22 protein-coding genes and 1 other annotated feature are annotated in these 22,761 nt (G+C 44.3%); of the genes, 6 read left to right on the forward strand and 16 right to left on the reverse strand.

Annotated elements, in window-relative coordinates:
* The first annotated feature begins 124 nt into the window (after positions 1-124).
* The gene (hisJ, locus tag WA325_RS06725; protein WP_105953392.1) at positions 125-931 is read left to right on the forward strand and encodes a histidinol-phosphatase HisJ; all 807 of its coding nucleotides are present in this window, start codon (positions 125-127) and stop codon (positions 929-931) included.
* On the opposite strand, the gene refZ is transcribed toward hisJ, so the two are convergent.
* Positions 915-1,550: a transcriptional regulator RefZ gene (refZ, locus tag WA325_RS06730; protein WP_010335311.1), complete on the reverse strand. Its 636-nt coding sequence runs from the start codon at positions 1,548-1,550 to the stop codon at positions 915-917. The two genes, hisJ and refZ, sit on opposite strands and share 17 nt — an antisense overlap.
* A gap of 129 nt (positions 1,551-1,679) precedes the next feature.
* Here refZ and WA325_RS06735 point away from each other — a divergent pair, with 129 nt between their 5' ends.
* On the forward strand, positions 1,680-2,168 hold the full coding sequence (locus tag WA325_RS06735) for a GAF domain-containing protein (RefSeq protein ID WP_101860116.1): 489 nt from the start codon (positions 1,680-1,682) through the stop codon (positions 2,166-2,168).
* A gap of 44 nt (positions 2,169-2,212) precedes the next feature.
* On the opposite strand, the gene WA325_RS06740 is transcribed toward WA325_RS06735, so the two are convergent.
* Positions 2,213-3,955 carry a diguanylate cyclase domain-containing protein gene (locus tag WA325_RS06740; protein WP_024122503.1) on the reverse strand — a complete coding sequence of 581 codons (1,743 nt, stop codon included), beginning with the start codon at positions 3,953-3,955 and terminating at the stop codon, positions 2,213-2,215.
* A gap of 294 nt (positions 3,956-4,249) precedes the next feature.
* On the opposite strand from WA325_RS06740, the gene rpsD reads away from it, so the two are divergent.
* Positions 4,250-4,852, forward strand: a complete 603-nt coding sequence (rpsD, locus tag WA325_RS06745; RefSeq protein WP_024122504.1) for a 30S ribosomal protein S4 — start codon at positions 4,250-4,252, stop codon at positions 4,850-4,852.
* A 22-nt stretch (positions 4,853-4,874) separates the two neighbouring features.
* On the opposite strand, the gene sr7p is transcribed toward rpsD, so the two are convergent.
* The 3 genes from sr7p to acsA form a co-directional block, all read right to left on the reverse strand.
* On the reverse strand, positions 4,875-5,003 hold the full coding sequence (gene sr7p / locus WA325_RS06750; RefSeq protein WP_258182092.1) for a small protein SR7P: 129 nt from the start codon (positions 5,001-5,003) through the stop codon (positions 4,875-4,877).
* 131 nt (positions 5,004-5,134) lie between these two features.
* Positions 5,135-6,403 (reverse strand): tyrosine--tRNA ligase, encoded by a 1,269-nt coding sequence (gene tyrS / locus WA325_RS06755; RefSeq protein ID WP_069487060.1) that lies wholly within the window; start codon positions 6,401-6,403, stop codon positions 5,135-5,137.
* A 48-nt stretch (positions 6,404-6,451) separates the two neighbouring features.
* Positions 6,452-6,693, reverse strand: a binding site (T-box leader).
* Positions 6,694-6,747: 54 nt separating this feature from the next.
* On the reverse strand, positions 6,748-8,469 hold the full coding sequence (gene acsA, locus WA325_RS06760) for an acetate--CoA ligase (protein WP_336183356.1): 1,722 nt from the start codon (positions 8,467-8,469) through the stop codon (positions 6,748-6,750).
* A gap of 160 nt (positions 8,470-8,629) precedes the next feature.
* On the opposite strand from acsA, the gene acuA reads away from it, so the two are divergent.
* Genes acuA through WA325_RS06775 form a run of 3 tightly spaced genes read left to right on the forward strand, consistent with a single transcriptional unit; the run spans position 8,630 to position 11,096 of the window.
* A complete protein-coding gene (gene acuA / locus WA325_RS06765; protein WP_069487059.1) occupies positions 8,630-9,262 on the forward strand; it encodes an acetoin utilization protein acetyltransferase AcuA in 633 nt (210 codons plus the stop codon).
* 26 nt (positions 9,263-9,288) lie between these two features.
* The gene (locus tag WA325_RS06770) at positions 9,289-9,933 is read left to right on the forward strand and encodes an acetoin utilization AcuB family protein (RefSeq protein WP_227598057.1); all 645 of its coding nucleotides are present in this window, start codon (positions 9,289-9,291) and stop codon (positions 9,931-9,933) included.
* Complete coding sequence (locus WA325_RS06775) at positions 9,930-11,096, forward strand: acetoin utilization protein AcuC (RefSeq protein WP_336183357.1); 1,167 nt, start codon at positions 9,930-9,932, stop codon at positions 11,094-11,096. The genes WA325_RS06770 and WA325_RS06775 overlap by 4 nt, the downstream gene beginning before the upstream one ends.
* 11 nt (positions 11,097-11,107) lie before the next feature.
* On the opposite strand, the gene motS is transcribed toward WA325_RS06775, so the two are convergent.
* The 11 genes from motS to WA325_RS06830 form a co-directional block, all read right to left on the reverse strand.
* Positions 11,108-11,836 carry a flagellar motor protein MotS gene (gene motS / locus WA325_RS06780; protein ID WP_336183358.1) on the reverse strand — a complete coding sequence of 243 codons (729 nt, stop codon included), beginning with the start codon at positions 11,834-11,836 and terminating at the stop codon, positions 11,108-11,110.
* Complete coding sequence (motP, locus tag WA325_RS06785) at positions 11,826-12,644, reverse strand: flagellar motor protein MotP (protein ID WP_105953384.1); 819 nt, start codon at positions 12,642-12,644, stop codon at positions 11,826-11,828. The genes motS and motP overlap by 11 nt, the downstream gene beginning before the upstream one ends.
* Positions 12,645-12,713: 69 nt before the next feature.
* Positions 12,714-13,718 (reverse strand): catabolite control protein A, encoded by a 1,005-nt coding sequence (gene ccpA, locus WA325_RS06790; RefSeq protein ID WP_024122513.1) that lies wholly within the window; start codon positions 13,716-13,718, stop codon positions 12,714-12,716.
* Between the two features lie 281 nt (positions 13,719-13,999).
* Positions 14,000-15,076, reverse strand: a complete 1,077-nt coding sequence (locus WA325_RS06795; protein WP_024122514.1) for a bifunctional 3-deoxy-7-phosphoheptulonate synthase/chorismate mutase — start codon at positions 15,074-15,076, stop codon at positions 14,000-14,002.
* Between the two features lie 234 nt (positions 15,077-15,310).
* A complete protein-coding gene (gene ytxJ, locus WA325_RS06800; protein ID WP_105953383.1) occupies positions 15,311-15,637 on the reverse strand; it encodes a bacillithiol system redox-active protein YtxJ in 327 nt (108 codons plus the stop codon).
* Between the two features lie 24 nt (positions 15,638-15,661).
* Positions 15,662-16,117 carry a YtxH domain-containing protein gene (locus WA325_RS06805; RefSeq protein ID WP_044153829.1) on the reverse strand — a complete coding sequence of 152 codons (456 nt, stop codon included), beginning with the start codon at positions 16,115-16,117 and terminating at the stop codon, positions 15,662-15,664.
* 30 nt (positions 16,118-16,147) lie between these two features.
* Positions 16,148-16,567, reverse strand: a complete 420-nt coding sequence (locus WA325_RS06810; RefSeq protein WP_024122518.1) for a DUF948 domain-containing protein — start codon at positions 16,565-16,567, stop codon at positions 16,148-16,150.
* 162 nt (positions 16,568-16,729) lie between these two features.
* Positions 16,730-18,028, reverse strand: a complete 1,299-nt coding sequence (gene murC, locus WA325_RS06815; protein ID WP_059352187.1) for a UDP-N-acetylmuramate--L-alanine ligase — start codon at positions 18,026-18,028, stop codon at positions 16,730-16,732.
* A 246-nt stretch (positions 18,029-18,274) separates the two neighbouring features.
* Entirely contained in the window at positions 18,275-21,166 is a 2,892-nt protein-coding gene (locus WA325_RS06820) for a DNA translocase FtsK (protein WP_336183359.1), read from the reverse strand.
* Between the two features lie 160 nt (positions 21,167-21,326).
* Positions 21,327-21,932 (reverse strand): YtpR family tRNA-binding protein, encoded by a 606-nt coding sequence (gene ytpR / locus WA325_RS06825; RefSeq protein WP_151174445.1) that lies wholly within the window; start codon positions 21,930-21,932, stop codon positions 21,327-21,329.
* A gap of 16 nt (positions 21,933-21,948) precedes the next feature.
* Positions 21,949-22,758 carry a DUF1444 domain-containing protein gene (locus WA325_RS06830; protein WP_105953380.1) on the reverse strand — a complete coding sequence of 270 codons (810 nt, stop codon included), beginning with the start codon at positions 22,756-22,758 and terminating at the stop codon, positions 21,949-21,951.
* Positions 22,759-22,761 lie beyond the last annotated feature (3 nt).

A 22,761-nucleotide genomic window follows, 5' to 3' on the forward strand; every position in this document is an offset into this window, starting at 1 on the left:
TTGAGAAAAACTGTCGTTTTCATTGTTATTATGATACCATGTAACCAACATTTTTTGAGCAGAAATCAAAAACTTTTTGTGCAAAATCGGCAGGATTTGACTATTTTTTCATGGGGTGACACCAATGCTAAAGCGAGACGGACATATTCACACACCATTTTGCCCTCACGGAACAGCAGACACACTCAGACAATATGCGGAGGAAGCGATAAAAAAAGGCTTTCAATCAATTACGTTTACAGAGCACGCTCCTTTGCCTCCCTCTTTTACCGATCCGACACCGCAAAAAGACAGCGCAATGGCGCAAGCCTCTTTGGAACGCTACATTAATGAAATTTCCGGATTAAAAAAAGAATATCGCGGACAGCTTGACATACGGACCGGGCTTGAGGTCGATTATATTGCTGAATACGAAGATGAAATCAAATCGTTTCTGAATACATACGGCCCATTTTTAGATGACTGTATCTTATCCGTTCATTTTTTGCGCACGGGCTCGTCCTATCTGTGCCTCGACTATGATGAGCATACATTTAAAAAGCTGATCTCAGAGTGCGGAAGCATCGAAGCTGTATATGAACTGTATTACCGCAGCATTTATTCTTCTATTGTAGCATCTCTCGGCGCCTATAAGCCAAAAAGAGTCGGTCACATCACACTCGTTAAAAAATTCATCAGGCTGTTTCCTTATAAAATGTCCGATCATATTCGCAGACTTGCTTCTGAGTGCCTGAACGCTGTCAAGGAAAACGGAATGGAGCTCGACTTTAATACATCAGGTCTGAGAAAAACATACGCGGGGGATATTTATCTGGAGGATTGGATGATTGAGGCGGCGAAGCAAAAAAACATCCCGCTTGTATTCGGGTCTGATGCCCATCAAGCGGGTGATGTCGGATACGCGTATGAGAAATTTACTGAACTGCGCTAATTTGTGACCGCATGTCTCCTGTCCGGAATACGCTTCTGATCCAAATCTTGATTTCTTCAAAATACATTTTATAAAAGTACGGCTCGTGCGGCTGCATATAGAGCACTTCAGAAATATATTGAGGCTGGAGATAGGGCATCATCAAGAGAGATTTTAATTGAAGAATAAAATGAGGCAGCGGCAGCGTTAAATGTTCTCGCTGTTTTTCTCCTTCCTCAATAATCAGCTGGAAGATATACTTTTCCTTCATCAGGTACGTCGACATTATTTCTCTTATTAAAGTCGAATCAATGGTGACTTCCCGGTAGACAAACCGAGTTAATTGACGATTGTTATGCTGATAGGATAAAATATCGAAAACCAATTGGAGAAGCTGTTCCTGCGTGCTTTGAAAAGAGATGTTGCCTGCCGCTGTTTCAAGTGTTTTATTGTAGCCTTCGTAAAACTCTGAAACTAAGTGTTCCATCAAACCTCCTTTGCCTTTAAAATAGTAGGAGATGTGCGCAACATTTACATCAGCTGACTTTGCAATTTCACGGACAGATGTGCCAGAAAATCCTTTTTGGTTAAAGAGCATGACAGCAGATTCAATAATTTTGTCTTTGGTGCTTACTTTCATACCGGCTCACTCCTTCCTCTTGTTACAAATTCAAGGCGGAGACCGGCTGTTCCTGTAAGAACTTATCGACAAATGCCGGCAGAAAAGCCGGGATTTTGTTTTATATTATAGAAAAAGTGAGGGTTTTCCATGTTTCATGTCGAACAACAATCTGGAGATAAAGAAAAAGACTATCAGCTTCTGCTCAAACAGCTCGAAGCCATAACAGAAGACGAAACAGATCAAATTGCAAACTACGCAAATGCGTCAGCACTGCTTTATCATTCATTGCCTGAGGTCAACTGGGCCGGTTTCTATTTTGCTAAAGAAGGGGAAGGACAGCTTGTGTTAGGACCGTTTCAAGGTCTGCCGGCATGTGTTCGTATTCCTTTCGGCAAAGGCGTTTGCGGAACAGCATATGCAAACGGAAAAGTAGAGAGAGTTGCGGATGTAAACGCATTTCCGGGACATATCGCCTGTGATGCAGCATCTCAATCAGAAATTGTGCTTCCGATTCATGTAGACGGAAACCTAGTCGGCGTTTTGGACATTGACAGCCCTGTCAAAAACCGATTTGATGAGATCGATGAAAAGTATCTTACACAATTTGCAGAAATCCTTGAAAAAGCTTTAGTGTAGAGCATACAACAAAAGCCCAAAACATGTAGCGTTTTGGGCTTTTTTCATTTTATCGACTCGTGAATCATCAAACGGTTTTTCCCGCTGCGTTTCGCGGTGTAAAGCGCTTCGTCGGCCTCGTGAACAAGCTCCTTCAAGGATTTTTTCGATTCTGAGTCCCAGCAGGAGATTCCGCATGAAATCGTCACCTCAGGCTTCGTGCTTTTTCTCACAGCACAAACAAGCCTTTCGGTAATCCGTTTCCCGACAGCAACCGTCACATTCGGAAGGTAAACCGCCAGCTCCTCGCCACCCCAGCGGGCGCCGACATCATGCTTTCGGATATTGCTTTTGATAACGGAAGCGACCTGTATTAAAATCTCGTCCCCTGTCTGATGTCCGTACGTATCATTTACATTTTTAAAATTATCAATATCAACAAGAATAAAAACGCCTTTTTGATGAATTTTCATGCTGTATTGGATTTTTTCATCTAAATAAACTCTTGAATACAGCTCTGTCAGCTGATCCGTTTTCACAAGATGCTCAAGGCGGTCGCGAAGCATCGAATTGGTCACAGCCAGTGTTGCGTGATGAATCAGCGCTTGGAACAGCTTGTACATTTCAAATGTAAAAGCGTACATTTCCTTTTTCAGCAAAACGGCAAATCCCAGGAGCTGGTCATTCTCCATCATCGGAACAGCCATAAGTGAACCGTATCCGGCTTTTCCAAACACAGACTGTCCATTTCCGATAAAAACGCCATTCTCTCCTTCGTACAGTTTTTCTTTTATTTCATTATATATATCAGACGACTTCGTTTCTTTAAAAAATGCTGTGCTCCCGGGAAGCAGTGTCTGATGTTCAAAATGGTCAATATGGAAAAAACCCACTTCTTCAGCATGAAATGATTCAGCCATTCTCACAGCAAGATCGTTCATCGTATCCGTCAGCGTCAGCCGCTGGTTGAGACGGCGCGATGTTTCATTAATTAATTCCAAGTTTGCAATACTTGTTTTGGATTGTTCATAGAGCTGGGCATTTTCAAACGCCTTTCCCGCCGCATTTGCTATCAGTGACATTTCATCAAGGTACACGTCGGTAAGAGGACTGTCTCCCGCCCCACCTGCCATCAGAACGCCGTACGTTCCCTGCTGCCCTTTAATTGGAATGTAAGCGACCGTTTCATTTTTCCGCAAAATGTTCCCGGATAGATAGACTTTAAGCGCAAAGGAATCGGCATCTTCCCCTTCCATATACAGTTCCTTTGCAGGAACACCTATACATTGGTCCTGATCATGAGAAATAAACAGAGAAAATTGAAACAGGGGAAACGTGGTGTGTAAGCTTTCAAGAAGCTTCTTCAACACTTCCGTCTGGTCGAGCAGCGAATGGAACAGTTCTGTCATCTTGTATATCTTTTTTTGATAGATTGTTTTGATATAAAGTCTTTCCTGTTTCATTGACTGATTCAAAAAAGAAGAAATCAAATCCGGAAGCTCTTCCGGAAACACTCCGTCCTGCCTGCATGTTAAATGAAAGCTCCTGCCGGAGACATGATCCTCGATAACATAAAATGAGGCATTTATTTTCGATGCAGAAAAATGCACTTCATCCTCTGCCATTTGTGCCATGTGATCAGATGGAGACGGTAAAAGGGATACACAAAGTGATGGAAAATATGTTTGAATAGCCGATGTCAGCCATAAAAGAGAGTCGGTGAATGAGACCTTTACAGATTTGGTTAATAAAAAATCGAGCATATGATAACGAAAGGCGGGTAATTGATCTTTTGTTTGTTCTATCATGTTTTATCACCTAAAAAGTTTACCACTAATTTTTGTTTATTATATCATAAACAGCAAAGCGATAATGGATGAATGATTGACTTCAAAACAAATAAATTATATAATGACCTTTGTGTGAAATATTGCAGCCTTTTTGTTCAGCTTCTATGTTTTCATTTTGTTCCTTATCAGTAAGGTGTATCGTGTAACTCTCTGCTGCTGGAGCGAGGATACATGAAAACAAAATGTACATGGTCGAATAGAACAGACGGTTTTTATTTTCCACAAAAATAAAACCAAAGGAGGAGTCACATTATGGCTCGCTATACAGGTCCATCTTGGAAACTGTCCCGCCGTCTAGGAATCTCTCTTAGCGGAACAGGAAAAGAATTAGAAAAACGCCCTTACGCTCCAGGTCCACACGGCCCAGGACAACGTAAAAAATTATCAGAATACGGTTTGCAATTGCAAGAAAAGCAAAAGCTTCGTCACATGTACGGTGTAAACGAACGTCAATTCCGTACATTGTTTGACAAAGCTGCAAAAATGACTGGTAAACACGGCGAAAACTTCATGATTCTTTTAGATTCTCGTCTTGATAACGTTGTGTACAAGCTAGGTTTAGCGCGTACTCGCCGTCAAGCTCGCCAATTGGTTAACCATGGCCACATTACTGTAGACGGAAGCCGCGTTGACATCCCGTCTTACCAAGTAAAAGCTGGTCAAACAATCGGTGTTCGCGAAAAATCAAGAAACCTTTCTATCATCAAAGAATCTGTTGAAGTAAACAACTTCGTTCCTGAATACCTTACTTTCGACGCTGAAAAGCTTGAAGGTACATTCACTCGTCTTCCAGAGCGTTCTGAACTTGCTCCGGAAATTAACGAAGCGCTTATCGTTGAGTTCTACTCTCGTTAATCGTTTAAAAAACCCCCTGCCGCTATGCGGTCGGGGGTTTTTTTTCGTCTGATTCTTCTACCGTTTCCTGCTGGACAACACTTTCTCTGGCCTGCTGCTCCCAATAATCCCGCTGCAATCTTTCTTTGGCGATCGTACACATGAGATTCACGGTGAGCTCTCCCTCCTATTGAAAAGGTGGTGAATGGTCGTGTTTGCCCTATCTAATATACTCTTTCCCTCAAATTCCTATGCGCTAAACCAAAAACATCCTTTGCCAATTAAGCAAAGGATGTTTTTTTCTTATTTATATGTGACAAGGAAGTATTTTTTCTTCCCGCGGCGCAGAACAGTAAATTGATCTTCAATGCGGTCTTCAGCAGATAAGATATAGTCAATTTCTGTCTGGCGTTCACCGTTAATGTAAACAGCCCCGTTTTTAATATCTTCACGGGCTTGGCGTTTAGACGGTGACAGTTTCGATTCAACCAGCACATCTACGAGTGACAGTTCTTCAGCGCTGTCTTTTTCTAGAGAAGGCACATCTTTAAAACCGATTTTTACGTCTTGGGCAGAAAGCTCTTTAATATTGCCGCTGAACAATGCTTGGGAAATATTAATCGCTTGCTCCAGTGCCTCGCGTCCGTGAACGAGCGCTGTCACTTCTTCTGCCAGGCGTTTTTGCGCTTCACGCTTTTCAGGTGCTGTTTCAGTTTTTTCAGCATATTCTTCGATTTCTTCCTTTGAAAGGAACGTGAAGTATTTTAAATATTTCACTACATCACGGTCGTCTGTATTGATCCAGAATTGATAGAACTCATATGGTGACGTTTTTTCTTTATCAAGCCAAATTGCGCCGCCTTCGGTTTTTCCGAATTTTGTGCCGTCCGCTTTCGTTACAAGCGGAATGGTAAGACCGAATGCTTTTGCTCCTTCTTCTTCAGATTTTCTGATCAGCTCAAGGCCAGCTGTAATGTTGCCCCATTGATCGCTTCCGCCGATTTGCAGCTTACAGTTTTTCTCTCTGTACAGGTTTAAGAAATCATAAGATTGAAGAATCATGTAACTGAATTCTGTGTAAGAGATGCCGGATTCGATTCTGGAGCTGACTGTATCTTTTGCCAGCATGTAATTGATGCCGAAGTTTTTGCCGACGTCACGAAGGAAGTCGATCACATTCAGGTTTCCGATCCAGTCGTAGTTGTTTGCCATAACAGCCGGGTTTTCTGCTGATTCAAAATCAAGAAATCTTGAAAGCTGATTTTTGATTTTTTGCGACCATTCGACAACGATATCAGCCGTGTTTAACGTACGCTCAGCTTTTTTTCCGCTCGGATCGCCTATTAAACCCGTCGCGCCGCCCACAAGCGCAATCGGATGGTGCCCCGCAAGCTGAAAACGGCGGAGTGTTAAAATGGGCAGCAGGTGCCCGATATGCAAGCTGTCTGCTGTCGGATCAAAGCCTGAGTACAGGCGGATTTTTTCTTCGTTCAGCTGTTTATTCAGTCCTTCTTCATCCGTCATTTGCTGAATCAATCCGCGGAAGGATAAGTCTTCAAGTAAGTTTGTCATGAGATAAAGCTCCTTTTTTAATAAAATAAAAACGCCCCTTCGTGTAAACGAAGGGACGATTGATTATCGCGGTACCACCCTACTAATAAGAGCATACATACAGCTTTTCGCTCTTATCACTTTGCCTGATAACGGATCAGGTCCGTTCTTTCACTACTGAAAGCCTGAGCGGCTTTGTTTGCAAAAGCGGTTCATGAGTGTATTCGACATATCCGTCTGTGCTGATTTTCACCGGCCATCAGCTCTCTGGAACGTAAGGATATTCTACTTGTCTCAATCTTTACCTTTTCATATGAAGCTATATCATTTTTAACATAAATAAAATCCCGTGTCAACGGCGCCTTTTAATCCTCCATCGTTGACAGGTCTCCGGCCGGAAGATTCAGCTCCCACGCCTTCAGCACACGTCTCATGATCTTACCGCTCCGTGTTTTTGGAAGCTTATCCTTAAATTCAATTTCACGCGGAGCCGCATGGGCTGCAAGACCTTGTTTGACAAATTGGCGGATTTCTTCCTTCAGTTTATCAGACGGCTCAAACCCTTCTCTGAGAGCGATAAAGGCTTTGATGATTTCGCCGCGCACGGGATCAGGTTTTCCAATGACCCCCGCCTCCGCAATTGCCGGATGTTCGACAAGCTTGCTTTCCACTTCAAATGGCCCGACACGCTCACCGGAGGTCATGATAACATCGTCCACTCTGCCTTGGAACCAAAAATACCCTTCATCATCCATGTAGGCAGAATCACCCGACACATACCATCCGCCAGGCATAAAATAAGATTCGTATTTTTCAGGGTTGTTCCAAATCGTGTGCATCATAGAAGGCCAGCCCTTTTTAATGGCGAGGTTCCCCATTCGATACGGCGGAAGCTCGTTCCCCTGATTGTCAACGATTGCTGCTTCTACACCGGGAATCGGTTTTCCCATCGAGCCTGGTTTAATATCCATGCAAGGATAGTTGCAAATCAGCTGGCCGCCCGTCTCTGTCATCCACCATGTATCATGAATCCGTTTATTAAAAACTTTATGCCCCCATCTGATCACTTCCGGGTTTAAAGGTTCACCGACACTCAGCACATGGCGGAGTGAAGTCAGATCATATTTGGCAGCCATCTCATCTCCGGCTCCCATCAGCATTCGAAAGGCAGTCGGCGCGCTGTACCAGACGTTTACGCCAAGCTGCTCAATCGTTCCATACCAGCTTTCCGGGCTGAATCGTCCGCCGACAATCACATTTGTCGCTCCGTTCAGCCACGGCGCAAAAATCCCGTACACCGTTCCAGTCACCCAGCCTGGGTCGGCCGTGCACCAGTAAATGTCCTCTTCCTTTAAATCAAGGACCCATTTTCCTGTCTGATACTGCTGAACCATCGCCTCATGGACATGAAGCACACCCTTTGGCGTACCCGTAGATCCTGATGTATAGTGAAGCAAATAGCCGTCTTTCCTGTCCATCCATTCAATGTCCAGTCTTGTGCTCTCATGCTTAGCCACTTCATCATAATGAATGATGTTTGTTCCGCTCTTTTCAGCCTGGCCGCCGACTATGAATATATGCTGTAAGCCAGGCAGCTTGTCAACCGGAATCCTTTCCAAAAGCTCAGGCGTCGTGACAACAACCTTTGCCTCGCTGTTTTGAAGCCGGTCCTTAACAGCCCCCTCCATAAACGCTTCAAATAACGGCCCGGCGATTGCGCCGATTTTGATAGCGCCTAGCATAATAAAATAAAGCTCGGGTGATCTCGGCATAAAAATAAAAACACGGTCCCCTTTTTCCACATTTCCATACCGTCTCAGCACATTCCCGGCTCTGTTTGTTTCTTCTTTCATTTCTTTAAATGTGTATTTTTCATCCCGTTTTGCGTCCTTATAATAAAGCGCTACTTTGTTTTTCCGAAAAGATTCGGCGTGGCGGTCTATCGTTTCATAAGCCGCGTTCAATTTCCCTGTCTTATGCCAAGAGAAATGTTTCTCCGCTTCGGACCAATCAAATTGCCGATACGTTTCTTCGTAGTTTTCTAGGTTATGATCCCCCTCTATAGCTGGTAACGCTTTCAAATTCATGTCCAAACATCCCCCTTTGCTGAAGTTGTCACATTTATTATAGTATATATTCATATTCTTCTCAATTTTTAAAATATAAACCATGTTGAAAACGCTTTATAATTTGTTATTCTTAAAGGAGGCATGTATTTTTTATAGAAATTGATGGGACGGTGAATCAGTGGAACATCATAAAACATATCACTCTGCAAACATCAAAACAGCAACCGGCTCCTTACTGATAGAAGGGCCTGTCTCTCCAGAAGACTTGGCAGGTTATGAGTTTCATAAGGATTTGACCGCATTTCGGCCGCCCCGGGAACAGCATGAAGCATTAGTCGATATTGCAGGCCTTCCTGAGGGACGCATTATCATTGCCAGAGACGGCCAGGCCATTGTCGGCTATGTGACGTATCTATACCCTGACCCGCTCGAAAGATGGTCAGAAGGAAATATGGAGGATTTGCTTGAGCTCGGAGCTATTGAGGTGGCACCGGAATACCGGGGATGTTCTGTCGGAAAAACACTTCTGACCGTCAGCATGATGGACGAACAAATGGAGAACTACATTGTGATGACGACAGAATATTACTGGCATTGGGATTTAAAAGGGATGAAAAAGGATGTGTGGGAGTACAGAAAGATCATGGAGAAAATGATGAACGCAGGCGGATTGGTCTGGTTTGCCACCGATGAGCCAGAGATCAGCTCTCATCCTGCGAACTGCCTGATGGCGCGCATCGGAAAAAACGTCAGCCAGGAATCAATTGAACGATTTGACAGGCTCCGTTTTTATCATCGTTATATGTATTAACTGACACTGACAAAGGGGAAAAGATAATGATTGTTGAGCAAATCATGAAAAAGGATGTCATCACATTAACGAAAACGGATACGCTTGAAACGGCAATACACAAGCTGAAGGAATTTCATATCAGGCATTTGCCTGTTATTAATGAAGACCGTCATGTGATTGGAATGATTACAGACAGAGATATGAAACAGGCCAGCCCCAGTATTTTTGAAGAAAGCAAACGCAGCCGTTTTCTCACACGAAGCGTTGAATCCATTATGAAAAAAGACGTCGTGTGCGCCCATCCGCTTGATTTTGTTGAAGAAATATCAGCAGTTTTCTACGAGCATGGCATCGGCTGCCTTCCAGTCGTGCAGCATCAAAAGTTAATCGGCATTCTGACAAAAACCGATTTGCTGCGGACTTTTGTGAAGCTGACAGGCGCTGACCAGCCCGGATCGCAGGTTGAGATAAAAGTAAATGACATCACAAAAAGCCTCGCCGATATCAGCGGCCTCTGCCAAAGACTTCAGGTGAAAATACTGAGCGTTCTTGTCTATCCCCATGACGATTCCGGCGCAAAAGTGCTTGTATTCCGTGTCAAGACGATGAATCCGCTGCCGTTTTTGCAGGAATTGCAAAAAAACGGGCATCTCATCGTATGGCCGTCAGAGCACAGGGATCAGCTATGAGGGACAGTGTGTTTATTTATTCTCCCTCTTATCAGACTTATATGTTTCATCAGGAGCACCCCTTTAATCAGCAGCGTGTTCTGCTGACATATGATTTGCTCAAATCGATGGATGCCTTTGACGAGGGGGATATCGTCAGTCCGCGGCTTGCGGCGGAAGATGAGCTGGCTCTTGTGCATACGGACGATTATATTCAGGCAGTACAGCTTGCCGGCGCCGGAAAACTTCCACCCGAAGAAGGGGAAAGCTACGGGCTCGGCACTGAAGATACACCCGTCTTTGCAGGCATGCATGAAGCGGCCTCACTATTAGTCGGCGGAACCTTAACAGCTGCGGATTATGTCATGTCTGGACAAGCACTGCATGCTGCAAACCTTGGGGGAGGCCTGCACCACGGGTTTCGCGGAAGGGCTTCTGGATTTTGTATATACAACGACAGCGCTGTAGCGATTCAATATATTCAGAAAAAATATCAAGCCAAGGTGCTGTATATTGATACGGACGCCCATCACGGAGACGGTGTGCAATTTGCGTTTTATGATAATCCCAACGTATGCACCCTGTCCATTCATGAAACGGGACGGTATTTATTCCCCGGAACCGGTCAGATTCAGGAAAAAGGCAGCGGAAAAGGCTACGGATATTCCTTTAATATCCCGCTTGATGCTTTTACAGAGGATGATTCATTTATTGAGGCTTACCAGACAGCAGCTTCAGAAATCGCCGCTTATTTTCAGCCGGATGTGATAATCAGCCAAAATGGAGCTGATGCCCATTACTACGATCCGCTGACGCATTTGTCAGCAACGATTGCCATTTACGAACAGATTCCGCGGCTCGCTCATGCTTTAGCGCATCAATATTGCGGCGGAAGATGGATCGCCGTCGGAGGAGGCGGATATGATATTTGGCGTGTGGTGCCCCGTGCCTGGGCCCGAGTATGGCTTGAAATGAAAGGGATCGATCCGGGACATGACATCCCATCTGAATGGATCGCAAAATGGCAAAAGCAATGCCCAGTCACCCTTCCGTCCACTTGGAGCGATCCCGCCGATTTATATCCGCCGATTCCACGCAAGCCAGAAATTACAGAAAAAAATGCCCAAACCGTCAGTAAAGCGTTATATGCGATACGATCAGAGCGTCAGGAAAAAACAAAATAAAAAAACGACCTTCACGAAGAGGTCGTTTTTGATTTTTTGATGACGATTTCTACACGTCTGTTTTCCTTCATGTGTTCATTTGTTTTGTTATCCTTTACAGGCTTTGTATCCGCATAGCCAACAGCGATAAATCGCTTCGACGGGAGTTTCTCTTTTGATGTGAAATATTGAATGACTCCGCTTGCCCGTGCTGCGGATAGCTCCCAGTTAGACGGATACCTGTACGTTGAAATATTTCGGCTGTCTGTATGGCCCTCCACCTGAATATCATTTGGAATAGTCTGAAGAAGAACTGAAATTTGGTGAAGAAGCGTTTCGGCATTTTCCAACACTTTAGCCTCGCCTGAATCAAACAGCACCGCTTCCTGAAGAACGAGCACGACACCGCGTTCATCCCGCTTTGCTGTCATTTTCGCCTTCAGCTGGTGCTCTTGAATGTATGTATTCACTTTTTGCAGCAGTTGATCCTGCTGATTCTCTTGCTTCTTTACATCGGCTGACGGCGTGTCTTTTTGATCGATGGCTGTCTGGTCTGGCTGAAGCCCGCTGCCTTCCTTTTGGATCGAGTTCACCGCTGCTTTAAATTTCTGCAGATCAATCTGCGACATTGAAAAAAGTAAAATAAAGAACACAAGGATCAGCGTAACCAGATCTGTAAAGGTTACCATCCAGCCCGAGGATGATTGATTGTTTTTCCCGTTTCCATTCCTTCGTTCAAATCGGTCTCTTCTAAGCTTCATGTACAGATCCCTTTTTTGTCTTTACTTGATTATGCTGCTTCCGCCATTCTTCCCGAGAACTGAAAACGACGAGCTGGCTTTCCAGATTGCGCGGATTTTTTCCGGATTGTATCCCGATGATACCTTCCACCATCACCTGTTTGATGAAGATTTCGCTTTCTGTTTTTTCTTCGAGCTTAGCCGCAATCGGGTTAAATACCATGTTTGCCAGCAATGATCCGTATAAGGTCGTCAAAAGTGCAACAGCCATATTCGGACCGAGCATATCAGGGTCATTTAAGTTTTTGAGCATCAGCACCAGCCCGACCAGTGTCCCGATCATGCCCCATGCCGGAGCAAATTCCCCCGCCTTCTCCAAAACACGCCGGCCTTTGCGGTGCCGTTCCTCCATTGCTGCAATTTCTGAATCCATGACAAGCCGAATCGTTTCTTCATCCCAGCCGTCAACCGCCAGAAGCAGCCCCTTTTTCAAGAATGGATCTCTGATTTCTCTAGCCTGGTCATCCAGTGATAAAAGCCCATGTTTTCGCGCATGATCGGAAAGGGAAACGAAGGTTTTTACAAGATCTTTTACATTGTCTTCCTGGCGGATAAATGCCTGCTTTAACACAGTGGGCGTTTTTTTCAGCTCTCTCGGCGGAAAACTGATAAAAACAGCGGCACAAAGCCCTCCTGTTACGATAAAGAAAGAAGTCAGATCAAGAAAAGAGCGGAAACCGCTTACTCCCGATCCGGAAATAATTCCAATCACAATCATAATCGTTCCTAACACAAAACCAACAGGTGTAAGATAATCAAAACGTTTCATCATTTCTCCTCACTCATACGAAAAAAGCAAGAATCCACCTTAGAGGTGAAGCTTGCTTTCTTGTTTTTCTTATGACTTGGTTGACTGTCTTAACTCTATACGATGCGGCAATTCGACAATATGCTCTTCCACCGGCTCTTTATTCATGAGCTTTGTCAGCAGTCTCATGGCAACCGCGCCAATATCATACGTCGGCTGAACTACTGTTGAAAGCTGCGGTCGAACCATCAAGCTTAATCTCGTATTATCAAAGCCGATAATGTCGAGATCTTCAGGAATGGAAAGGCCTTGATCCTGTGCGGCATGAATAATGCCGAGCGCCATTTCATCAGTTGCTGAAAGAATCGCTGTCGGTTTTTTATCCAGGCTCATGAGGTGCTGAAGCGCCTCTAGTCCGGAATCATACGTATAATCACCTTCAGCGACAAATTGTTCATTAAACGGAAGATTCGCCTCTTCAAGCGCCCGTTTGTAGCCTTGCAGTTTCTTTGAGCGGTTGATCGGTTCTGTCATCGGGCCGGAAACAAACGCGATATCAGTGTGCCCCTTATCAACCAAAAGCTTCACCGCATCATAAATCGCCTGCTCGTAATCAATTGCGACTGATGGTGTTTCACCTTGCTCTTCAACAGAAGCGGCAAGCACGATCGGCACTGGCGAACGCTTAAATTCCGCTACATGCTCGTCCGTAATGTTTCCGCCCATAAATACGATGCCGTCGACCTGTTTGCCGAGCATTGTGTTTAATAAGTGCAGCTCTTTCTCCAAGTTTTGGTCAGAGTTGCTCAAAATGATGTTATATTTATACATTGTCGCGATATCTTCAATTCCGCGCGCAAGCTCTGAATAGAAAATGCTTGAGATATCAGGAATGATGACACCTACAGTTGTTGTTTTTTTGCTTGCAAGCCCTCTTGCCACCGCGTTTGGACGGTAGCCGAGACGGTCAATGGCTTCCAAGACTTTTTTTCTCGTTGTCGGTTTTACATTCGGGTTTCCATTCACGACACGGGAAACGGTTGCCATGCTTACATTAGCTTCTCTCGCTACGTCGTAGATCGTAATATTGCTCATCCTAAAACCACTCCTTTTACTGGATACACTTATCCTTATCTATAGCATAAACACTTTATGTAGAGAAATGTCATAATGTCCGAATTTATGTCGTTTATGATTTGTAAGCGTAAGTCAGTAGTCTACATTATTTTTCATTATTCATCAAATTTAAATACTTCTCATGAAATTATACACGTTTTTATAGATGATGAAAACGTATACTTGAGTTTTATAATTAAATAAACGAGAAAGCGCAAAAAAAGGCCGCATATGCGGCCTTTTGTATTGATCTCATTCCATTAGGCGTTGACTTTCACCATTGGTTTCAGTTCATTCAGCCATTTTTCGAATTCAGGGATCGCCATTTGCTGAGCAGAGTCAGAAAGTGCGACTGATGGATCAGGATGAACCTCTGCCATTACGCCGTCAGCACCGATCGCTAAAGCGGCTTTAGCTGTCGGAAGAAGGAGGTCTCGGCGGCCTGTTGAATGCGTCACATCAACAAAGACCGGCAAATGCGTTTCCTGTTTCAGAATTGGCACAGCTGAAATATCGAGCGTGTTTCTCGTTGCTGTTTCGTATGTTCTGATACCGCGCTCACAAAGGATAATTTGATCATTGCCTTGTGCCATAATGTATTCAGCTGCATTGATGAATTCCGAGATCGTTGCAGCAAGTCCGCGTTTCAGAAGCACAGGCTTTTTCACGGAACCTGCAGCTTTCAGCAATTCAAAGTTCTGCATATTACGCGCACCGATCTGAATTACATCAATGTAGTCAAGCGCTTCTTCAATATGAGCCGGCGTTACGATTTCGCTGATAACAGCCAGATCAAATTCATCCGCTACACGTTTTAAGATTTGGAGTCCTTCTACACCGAGGCCTTGGAAATCGTATGGGCTCGTACGAGGCTTAAAGGCTCCTCCGCGGAGAATTTTAATCCCTTGTTTTTTAGCAGCCGCAGCCACTTCCGCCACCTGCTCATAGCTCTCAACCGCACATGGTCCGACGATAAATCTTTGCTGGCCGTCTCCGACTTTTTCACCTTTGATATCAACGATTGTATCTTCAGGTTTTTTCTTACGGGAAACAAGAAGCGCTTTGCTGTGATCTTCCTCCTGAAGCTCTAAACCTGCTTTAAAGATTTCTTTAAAAATGTGCTGGATAGTAGAATTTTCGAATGGTCCGTCATTGTTTTCAATGATTTTATTTAACATTGTGCGTTCTCTGACAGGATCAAAGCGATTGACACCTTGCGCTTCTTTCGCTTTACCGATCTCTTTCACAACATTTCCGCGCTGGTTGATTAATTTTAAAATTTGCAAGTTTAATTCGTCTGCCTGCTGCCTTAGAAGCTCTAATTCTGTGTTGCTCATTTTTTTCATCCTTTCCCTGCACATTCATTTTTTATTTTGTAGTTAACATGCATCTTACTATAAGTAAAACCAAATGGAAATACTGAAATACAAAATTTTTAAAAAAGTCTACTTTATTACCCAAACGCTTTTAAGTGATAAAGTAATGTATGATGCTATCGTACATGATGTGAAGAAAATGATCAATAGTTTTTTTCAAAAAAAAAGCGCCAGATCATATCTGGACGCTTTTTTCTAGGACAGATGCTGCTCAATCGCCGCTTCTGTAATTTGTGAATGTGAGGTATGCCACTTTACTTCACCGTTTTGGATCACGAAAACTTGAGGGCTTTCGTGCTTGACTCCGTATGTTTCTGCGATGAAATTTGACAGGGGCCGTGCCTCTTGTACTTGCAGATAGTAAGCCGGCACTTCTTCATGCTGATTTGCAAAGGCATTAAATTCTTGAAATGCGGCTTGGCTGATCGGGCATGTTAAGCTGTGCTTAAAAAACAAGAAAGTGTCTTCCTTTTCTGCAATACGCTTAAACTCTTCCTCAGATTGAATTAGCTGTTTTGCCATTAGTCAAGTCTGCTCCTTCCGGGCTCAGCGGTTGATGTGCTCGGCCTGTTTTTGTGCATCTTTCAGCTCGTCTTTTACGTCTTCTTTCGTTTGGAGGACTTGATCTTTTGCTTCGTCAGCCGCCTGCATTGCTTCGTTTTTCATATCTTGCATAGCAGATGATGACTCGGTATTTGCAGATTTTGAACGGTCTCTTAAATCTTTGACCTTGTTCATGATCTGTCCTGACTGATCGGCGACAAGCTGTGTGATGTTAGATGTTTTGTCTTTTGCAATGCTGACATATTGTGTGCCTTTTTCTTTTGCATCTGCCGTCATTTTATCTGTTTTATCCCGCAGAGCAACAGCTTGATTTCCGAGATCGTCGCGTAGTTCTTTCCCAGATTTAGGTGCTAGGAAAAGCGCAGTGGTGGCTCCGATGATTCCTCCGATTAAAGTACCGATTAAAAAATCTTTACTATTAATTCCATCTTTGCTCATCATTATTCCTCCTCAAAGTGTTTTTCTCTCTTAAAGAGCTGATTTCTTTCGCTTCCACTTCTCCCAAATTTCCATTGCTGCTTGGCTCCAGGTGACAACCTGATTGATTTTATCTTGGTTTTCTCTCACTGATGCCGATACAGACCCTGCCGCCTGCTTCATTGATGTATTGAACTGCTGCACAGAGGTTCCCACCCCTTGAACAGCATGAACGACCGTGTTCAGCTTTTCTGATTTTTCCTGAATATCTTCAGCCAAGCGGTTGGTCTTATGTAAAAGCTCGGCAGTTTCAGTGGTAATGCCTTTCATTTGTCCCTCCAGCCCTTCGAGCGTGGATGCAACATGTTTTAATGTCAGCTGCAGTGACTTTAGTGTTTTAGACAAATAGATCACTAAGACGAGAAATGCTACTGCGATTAGTGCAACGCTTAAATAAAGAATGATAATCATCTTAAACCTCCTTGCTGCAGGATATACTGCTGTTTACCCGATTTGTAAAATCATAAACATATCTGTTGGGCTGTATACATATTATTCTCCATTACATTTGAAAAATCCTTTAAGAGGATTTCTCTTCAGATAAATAAAAAGCAGTGAAATCACTGCTTTTTATTATGCCATGACGTTTTCGTAGGCTCTCATATATTTTTGGATATCTCCTGCTCCCATAAAGATGAGAACGGCTTTATCATGGGCTTTTAAAACAGATGTATCATCTTCTGCAATCAGCTTGGCATTATGAATTTTTCCCTGCAGGTCGCCGATCGTCAGCTTTCCTGCGTTTTCCCGGGCTGACCCGAAGATGTCGCATAAATACACACAGTCTGCCCCGCTCAGGCTTTCAGCAAATTCATCAAGGAATTGCTGTGTCCGCGTAAATGTATGTGGCTGGAATACCGCAACGATTTCACGATCAGGATATTTCTGTCTTGCCGCCTCAATCGTCACTTTTATTTCTGTCGGATGATGAGCGTAATCATCAATTAACACTTGGTTTCCGAGCTGTTTCTCATTGAATCTGCGTTTGACGCCGCCGAATGATTTGAGGCCATGTTTAATAACGCTGGCGTCAATTTCTTCATAATGGCACAACGCGATGACCGCCAATGAGTTCAATACATTATGATGGCCGTACGCAGGAATATAAAATGTGTCATAGAATGTATTGCGGACAAAGACATCGAAAGTTGTCCCTTCTGTGCTTTTTACGATATTTCTCGCTTGAAAATCATTTTCTTCTCCTGTGCCGTAATAAACGACAGGCACGTTCGCATGGATTTTCGGCAGATACTCATCATCACCGCAGGCAATAATGCCTTTGTTAACTTGAAGAGCCATTTCCTGAAAAGCGTCAAACACATCGTCAATATTTGAGAAGTAATCAGGGTGATCAAAATCAATATTCGTCATAATCGCGTAGTCAGGCTGATAGCTTAAGAAATGGCGGCGGTATTCGCACGCTTCAAATACGAAGTATTCGCTGTTTTCATTTCCTTGGCCTGTTCCGTCCCCGATTAAGAAAGACGTCGGTTTTGCGTTTTGGATAACGTGAGCCAGCAGCCCCGTAGTCGACGTTTTACCGTGCGCACCAGTAACCGCGACACTGGTGAATTTTTTCATGTAGTCACCTAAAAACTTATGATAACGAATCACCGGAATTCCGTCAGACATCGCTTTTTCAATCTCAGGGTGCGTGTCTGGGAATGCGTTTCCAGCGATAACTGTCATGCCGGGTTTGATGTTATCCGCGCTAAAAGGAAGAACAGTGATGTTTCTTTTTTCAAGCGCCGTTTGTGTAAAAATGAATTTTTCGATATCCGATCCTTGGACAGTATATCCATTATCATGAAGTATTTGTGCAAGCGGACTCATACCCGTCCCTTTTATTCCAACAAAATGATAAACAGTCATAATTGTACCTCCAACAAACGTCTATCTGTTCCCCAGTATATGACGTTCATTTCAATTTGCGACCGCGGCGGCTGAAAAGCCGCCTGACGGCGTATCCTTATATTTTTTGTTATGTTCAGTATCCGGTTATTGCTTTCCGATTAAACCTGAATATCACGATTTCTATGCCCATTTGCTGTAAAGCGGCATAGCTGTTAAATGCTCTATCCATTATCATACCATGTTTGCTGTGAAAATGAACCTATATTATTCGTTTATTAAATCACTTGCAGTGATCAGCACCTCTCGAGGCTTGCTTCCTTTCGCCTCAGAGATCATACCTTCCGCTTCCATCATATCAATCAGCCTTGCAGCCCGATTATATCCGATTCTGAATCTTCTTTGCAGGCTTGACGTGCTTGCACTGTTTTGCTCAACAACAAATTCGCACGCCTCATAAAACAGCTCATCCTCTTCCTTTAAGGCAGAGCCTTGTCTGACCAATTCTTCCTGTTCGAATAAATAAGCTGGCGGCAGCTGGTTTCTGACATGGGAAACAACACGGTCAATTTCCCGGTCCGATACAAAGTTGCCTTGGAGACGGACCGGTTTTCCAGAACCGTTCTCCAAAAAGAGCATGTCTCCTTTGCCGAGAAGTTTTTCCGCACCTGCCATGTCAATGATTGTTCGGGAATCAACCTGGCTGGAGACAGAAAACGCAATTCTCGTCGGGATATTCGCTTTAATCAGACCGGTAATGACATCGACTGACGGACGCTGAGTCGCGACAAGCAAATGGATTCCGCAGGCTCTTGCTTTTTGAGCAATCCGGGCAATGCTTTCTTCTACATCATTTGGAGCTACCATCATCAAATCCGCAAGCTCGTCAATGACCACAACTAAATACGGCAATTTTTCGCCCGTTTGATGATCAGAGGTTAATTGATTAAAACGGTCAATATCGCGAACACCGGAATGGGCAAACAGTTCATAGCGGCGCTCCATTTCCTCAACGACCCATTTTAAAGCAGCAGTGGCCGCTTTGGCGTCGGTAATGACAGGGCTGACGAGATGAGGAATTTTGTTGTAAGGCGCAAGCTCTACCATTTTCGGATCAATCAGCAGCACCTTCACTTCACTCGGATCAGCTTTATAAAGCAGACTCACTAAAATCGTATTGATGCACACGCTTTTTCCCGATCCTGTAGCTCCGGCAATAAGACCGTGCGGCATTTTCTTCAGATCAATGACAACAGGATTCCCCGAAATATCCAATCCAAGTGCTGCCGTAAGCGGTGACGTGCTCGTCCTGAAAGCAGAGCTGCGAATCATTTGGCGCAAATCAACCACCTTGCTCGTGCGGTTCGGCACTTCAATTCCGATCGTGTTTTTCCCCGGAATCGGCGCTTCTATTCGAATATCTCTGGCGGACAGGCTGAGTTTAATGTCATCAGACAGGTTGGTGATTTTATTCACCTTTACACCCGGTTCAGGGTGTACTTCAAATCTTGTGACTGACGGCCCTTGCGTTACATGAACCACATTGGCCCGAACGTTAAAGTTTTTCAAAGTTAAATCAAGCAGCTGACGCTGGTTTTCTATCCACGCAGTATCGTCCTGAACTTGTGCTGGCGGCACATCAAGCAGTGAGACATTTGGGAACACATAGCTTCCGCGGCGCTCCCCTGCTTTTTGCTGTTTATGCGCATCGCTTTTCAGCATCATAACATTAAAAGGAACAGACGGTCCCTTCTGAAGTGCTGGACTTCGTTCAGGATTGTTACTCGACTTCTCGGTTCTGTTCTGCTGTTCTACTGGGGCCGTGCGTCTTTCACCCGCAGAAATTTCTTCCTCCCGGCTTTCATCCGCCGCAGAATAGGATTGAGAATCCTCTTCTGTGCTATGTTCCGGTACTGGATAGTCATTTATCTGGGCCGCGGATGCTTCAGGCTGGCTGTTTTCCTCTATCACTTGAGCTGCTGCAGCTTCCGGAATGATTTCTTCGTGAGCAGCTGTATGGCTGTCTGACAGTTCCTCTGCTTCTTGCCCGGCATCTGCCACAGTCTCTTCCTCGTATCTTTCATTATGCAAGAAAGGCTGCTCATGCTCATGGATTTCCATTTGTTCTGCTGGGGCTGACATGGTGTCGGCAGTTTCTGGAACTGCTTTTTCACGAACGTTTTCTTCGTTGGCTGACGGCTCTTCTGCCTCAGTTTCAGCACCTGTCACAGCCTCTTCCCCATATCGCTCATCGGGTAAGAAATGCTCTTGGTTTTCCGTTTGTTCTGCTTGAGTTGAGGCGGTGTCAGCAGTTTCTGGAACAGCTTCTTCGCGGGCATATCCTTCGTTACCTGACAGCTTTTCTGCTTCCATTCCGGCACCTGTCACAGTCTCTTCCCAAGATTTTTCTTCGCGCAAGAAAGATTCTTCCTGCTGCTTCATTTGTTCTGTTTCTTCTGACCGCATCTCAGCAGCTTTTGGAGCCATTTCGTCTCCAGCGTTTACTTTTTTGTCTGACAGCTCCTCTGCTGAGTACTTTGCCATTGTTTCATTCGTACTTTTTAGGACGCCAGAAGGCTGTTCTTCGAATCGGTCATATGAAAAGAGAGGCTCCTTCTTCTGTTGCTGCGGCGGCCGGTCCGGCATTGGATAGCTGCGTTCGCGTTCGATTTCTTCTGAAAGCAGCGTGACCTTCTCTTCTACCGGCTTGTTTTGCACACCTTTTCTTTCCGCAGATTGTTTCGGCACGTCCTTTTTCACAGATGGTTTTTGATTAAATCCATATACAGGCGAAGGTATATTTGTCGGTTTAAAAGGTTTCTTGGCCGGCTCTGATTTTTCATATGTATGATGCTCTTTTTCATTATTTGTGCGGTCTCTGTGCTGAGCAGCGCTCGAACGAGGCTCCGCTTGCGGTTCCTCCGATGGCGGGCGGCGCCTTCTCAAATCATTTTTTTGGTATCCGTCAGGCACAACCGGAAAACGGAACTTGCCTTTAGGATATTCGTAATATATTTTAGGATCTTCCAATCGTTTTAATTGTCCTTCGGAGTGATGCGATTCTGGCTGTTTCGGAATTTGAGCAGGTTTTGTCTCCCGTTCAGCGTCCTCTTCACTCTCTCCTAAAAACAAATCAAAAAATTTATGAAGCCAACTCATAAGTCATCTCTAACTCCCTTATAGTTTTCTGGGACGATTTTTAGTATACCACTGCTTGTCGGCCCAGAAAAGATTAAGCTTTCAGCAAAACAAAGCCGCTAAACAAGGGCTTAGCGGCTTTTTTTACATGATTCGATTTTTTCGGCGCGTTTATGGGAGTCTAAAACTGAAATGCGTCCCCAGCCTCATGGTCTCCTTCTAATACAAGGATTCCTTTTTCAGCCGGAGCGTCAGGCAATGCAAGCTCTTTTGCGGAGCAGATCATTCCGCTCGACGGTACGCCCCGAAGCTCAGCATCCTTAATGACGAGTCCGCTCGGCATCACAGCGCCGACTTTGGCAACGACAACTTTTTGACCTTGATCAACATTAGGCGCGCCGCAAACGATCTGAAGCGTTTCATCTCCTACGTTGACTTTACATACGCTTAATTTATCCGCATTTGGATGTTTTTCTTTTGATTCAACATATCCGACAACAAACTTTGGCGATAAATCAACGACTAATGTTTCTTCAATGCCGTTTCTGTTTAGCATTTCATTCACATCTTGAACGAATGTTTCTGAAAGGGCAACAGGGCCGTTTTCATCAATGGTTAAGTATGAAGACGCGTTAAAGATGTTAAAACCCGTCGTTTCATTTGTTTCGCTATTGAAAATTTTGACGACGTCGCCGTGTTTTTCATAGCCTACTTGCTCGCGCGTTACGTCTTTTAGAGAGATTAGAAGTGTATCTCCCACACCTTCTTTATTATAAAAAGCGTTCATAAGTAAAAAATCCTTTCTAATCCTTTTTCGGACGGCTTTTTGCCAAGATAAACACCGGCTCCAGCTTTCCTTCATTGTACAGGAAAGAAAGCGCCGTAATCGGAACGGTGCCGCCTGCAAAGAAGCTCATCGACATTTGTCCTAAAATATCATAACCTGATTCATTCCGAATGTCAGCAACTATCAGAACGTCCTGATGCGGAACAGAGATCGCGAGCTCACCTTTAGCATTTTGTTTATACTCATTTAAAATCGCTTCGTTCAGAATCCGGCTGGCGTCGTAACCGTCGTTTGCTCTGAAGAAGTAAAAGAGATTGCCGGCAACAGTATCCTCTTTGACAACCGTCGGCAGAGAGCGGAGGTTAAACGCAGCCGTTTCTCTGATCCGCTCCCTTGTCCAGTTTTCTTTCTCCAGCATGCGCTGATCAATTAAACGATAGGTTTTGCCCAGATCAAGCGCGTAGTAAATTCTTGTTTCTGCGGTATGATCGTCATAAATAAGCGGAATCTCTTCGCTGGACTTGTCCGGAAAAGAGGTTGAGCGGATGACCGGATAAATGCGGCTTTCCTTCCCGGTTATTTCCTGCGACTTCCCTTCCATAGCTGTCATGGCTTCTGATACATAGTAAACGATCTCGTCAATGGCTTCGTCTTTTTTCAGTTCCCATTTTGCAATAATCGGCGGCAGGTCGAGCGTAATTCCTTTTTTAGTTGTTTCATCCTCAACACGGAGGGTGTCTTTTTCTCTGTCAAATAAAAAGGAGCGATTCTCGTGCTGAAGGCGCTGTTTCAATATGTCTGACAGCTTCCTTGAGGTCATTTTCAAACC

The sequence above is a fragment of the Bacillus sp. 205(2023) genome, from assembly GCF_037027485.1.
Lineage (GTDB): Bacteria > Bacillota > Bacilli > Bacillales > Bacillaceae > Bacillus > Bacillus halotolerans.

Coding starts and splice junctions, on each gene's coding strand:
- WA325_RS06740 (WP_024122503.1), bottom strand. CDS start 3,955: ATGATAGAACAAACAAAAGATCAATTACCCGCCTTTCGTTATCATATG.
- tyrS (WP_069487060.1), bottom strand. CDS start 6,403: ATGACAAACTTACTTGAAGACTTATCCTTCCGCGGATTGATTCAGCAA.
- WA325_RS06775 (WP_336183357.1), top strand. CDS start 9,930: ATGAGGGACAGTGTGTTTATTTATTCTCCCTCTTATCAGACTTATATG.
- motP (WP_105953384.1), bottom strand. CDS start 12,644: ATGAAACGTTTTGATTATCTTACACCTGTTGGTTTTGTGTTAGGAACG.
- murC (WP_059352187.1), bottom strand. CDS start 18,028: ATGACTGTTTATCATTTTGTTGGAATAAAAGGGACGGGTATGAGTCCG.
- ccpA (WP_024122513.1), bottom strand. CDS start 13,718: ATGAGCAATATTACGATCTACGACGTAGCGAGAGAAGCTAATGTAAGC.
- WA325_RS06805 (WP_044153829.1), bottom strand. CDS start 16,117: ATGAGCAAAGATGGAATTAATAGTAAAGATTTTTTAATCGGTACTTTA.
- hisJ (WP_105953392.1), top strand. CDS start 125: ATGCTAAAGCGAGACGGACATATTCACACACCATTTTGCCCTCACGGA.
- rpsD (WP_024122504.1), top strand. CDS start 4,250: ATGGCTCGCTATACAGGTCCATCTTGGAAACTGTCCCGCCGTCTAGGA.
- WA325_RS06735 (WP_101860116.1), top strand. CDS start 1,680: ATGTTTCATGTCGAACAACAATCTGGAGATAAAGAAAAAGACTATCAG.
- WA325_RS06770 (WP_227598057.1), top strand. CDS start 9,289: ATGATTGTTGAGCAAATCATGAAAAAGGATGTCATCACATTAACGAAA.
- acsA (WP_336183356.1), bottom strand. CDS start 8,469: ATGAATTTGAAAGCGTTACCAGCTATAGAGGGGGATCATAACCTAGAA.
- WA325_RS06820 (WP_336183359.1), bottom strand. CDS start 21,166: ATGAGTTGGCTTCATAAATTTTTTGATTTGTTTTTAGGAGAGAGTGAA.
- WA325_RS06810 (WP_024122518.1), bottom strand. CDS start 16,567: ATGATTATCATTCTTTATTTAAGCGTTGCACTAATCGCAGTAGCATTT.
- ytxJ (WP_105953383.1), bottom strand. CDS start 15,637: ATGGCAAAACAGCTAATTCAATCTGAGGAAGAGTTTAAGCGTATTGCA.
- WA325_RS06795 (WP_024122514.1), bottom strand. CDS start 15,076: ATGAGCAACACAGAATTAGAGCTTCTAAGGCAGCAGGCAGACGAATTA.
- motS (WP_336183358.1), bottom strand. CDS start 11,836: ATGAAGCTTAGAAGAGACCGATTTGAACGAAGGAATGGAAACGGGAAA.
- refZ (WP_010335311.1), bottom strand. CDS start 1,550: ATGAAAGTAAGCACCAAAGACAAAATTATTGAATCTGCTGTCATGCTC.
- ytpR (WP_151174445.1), bottom strand. CDS start 21,932: ATGAACGCTTTTTATAATAAAGAAGGTGTGGGAGATACACTTCTAATC.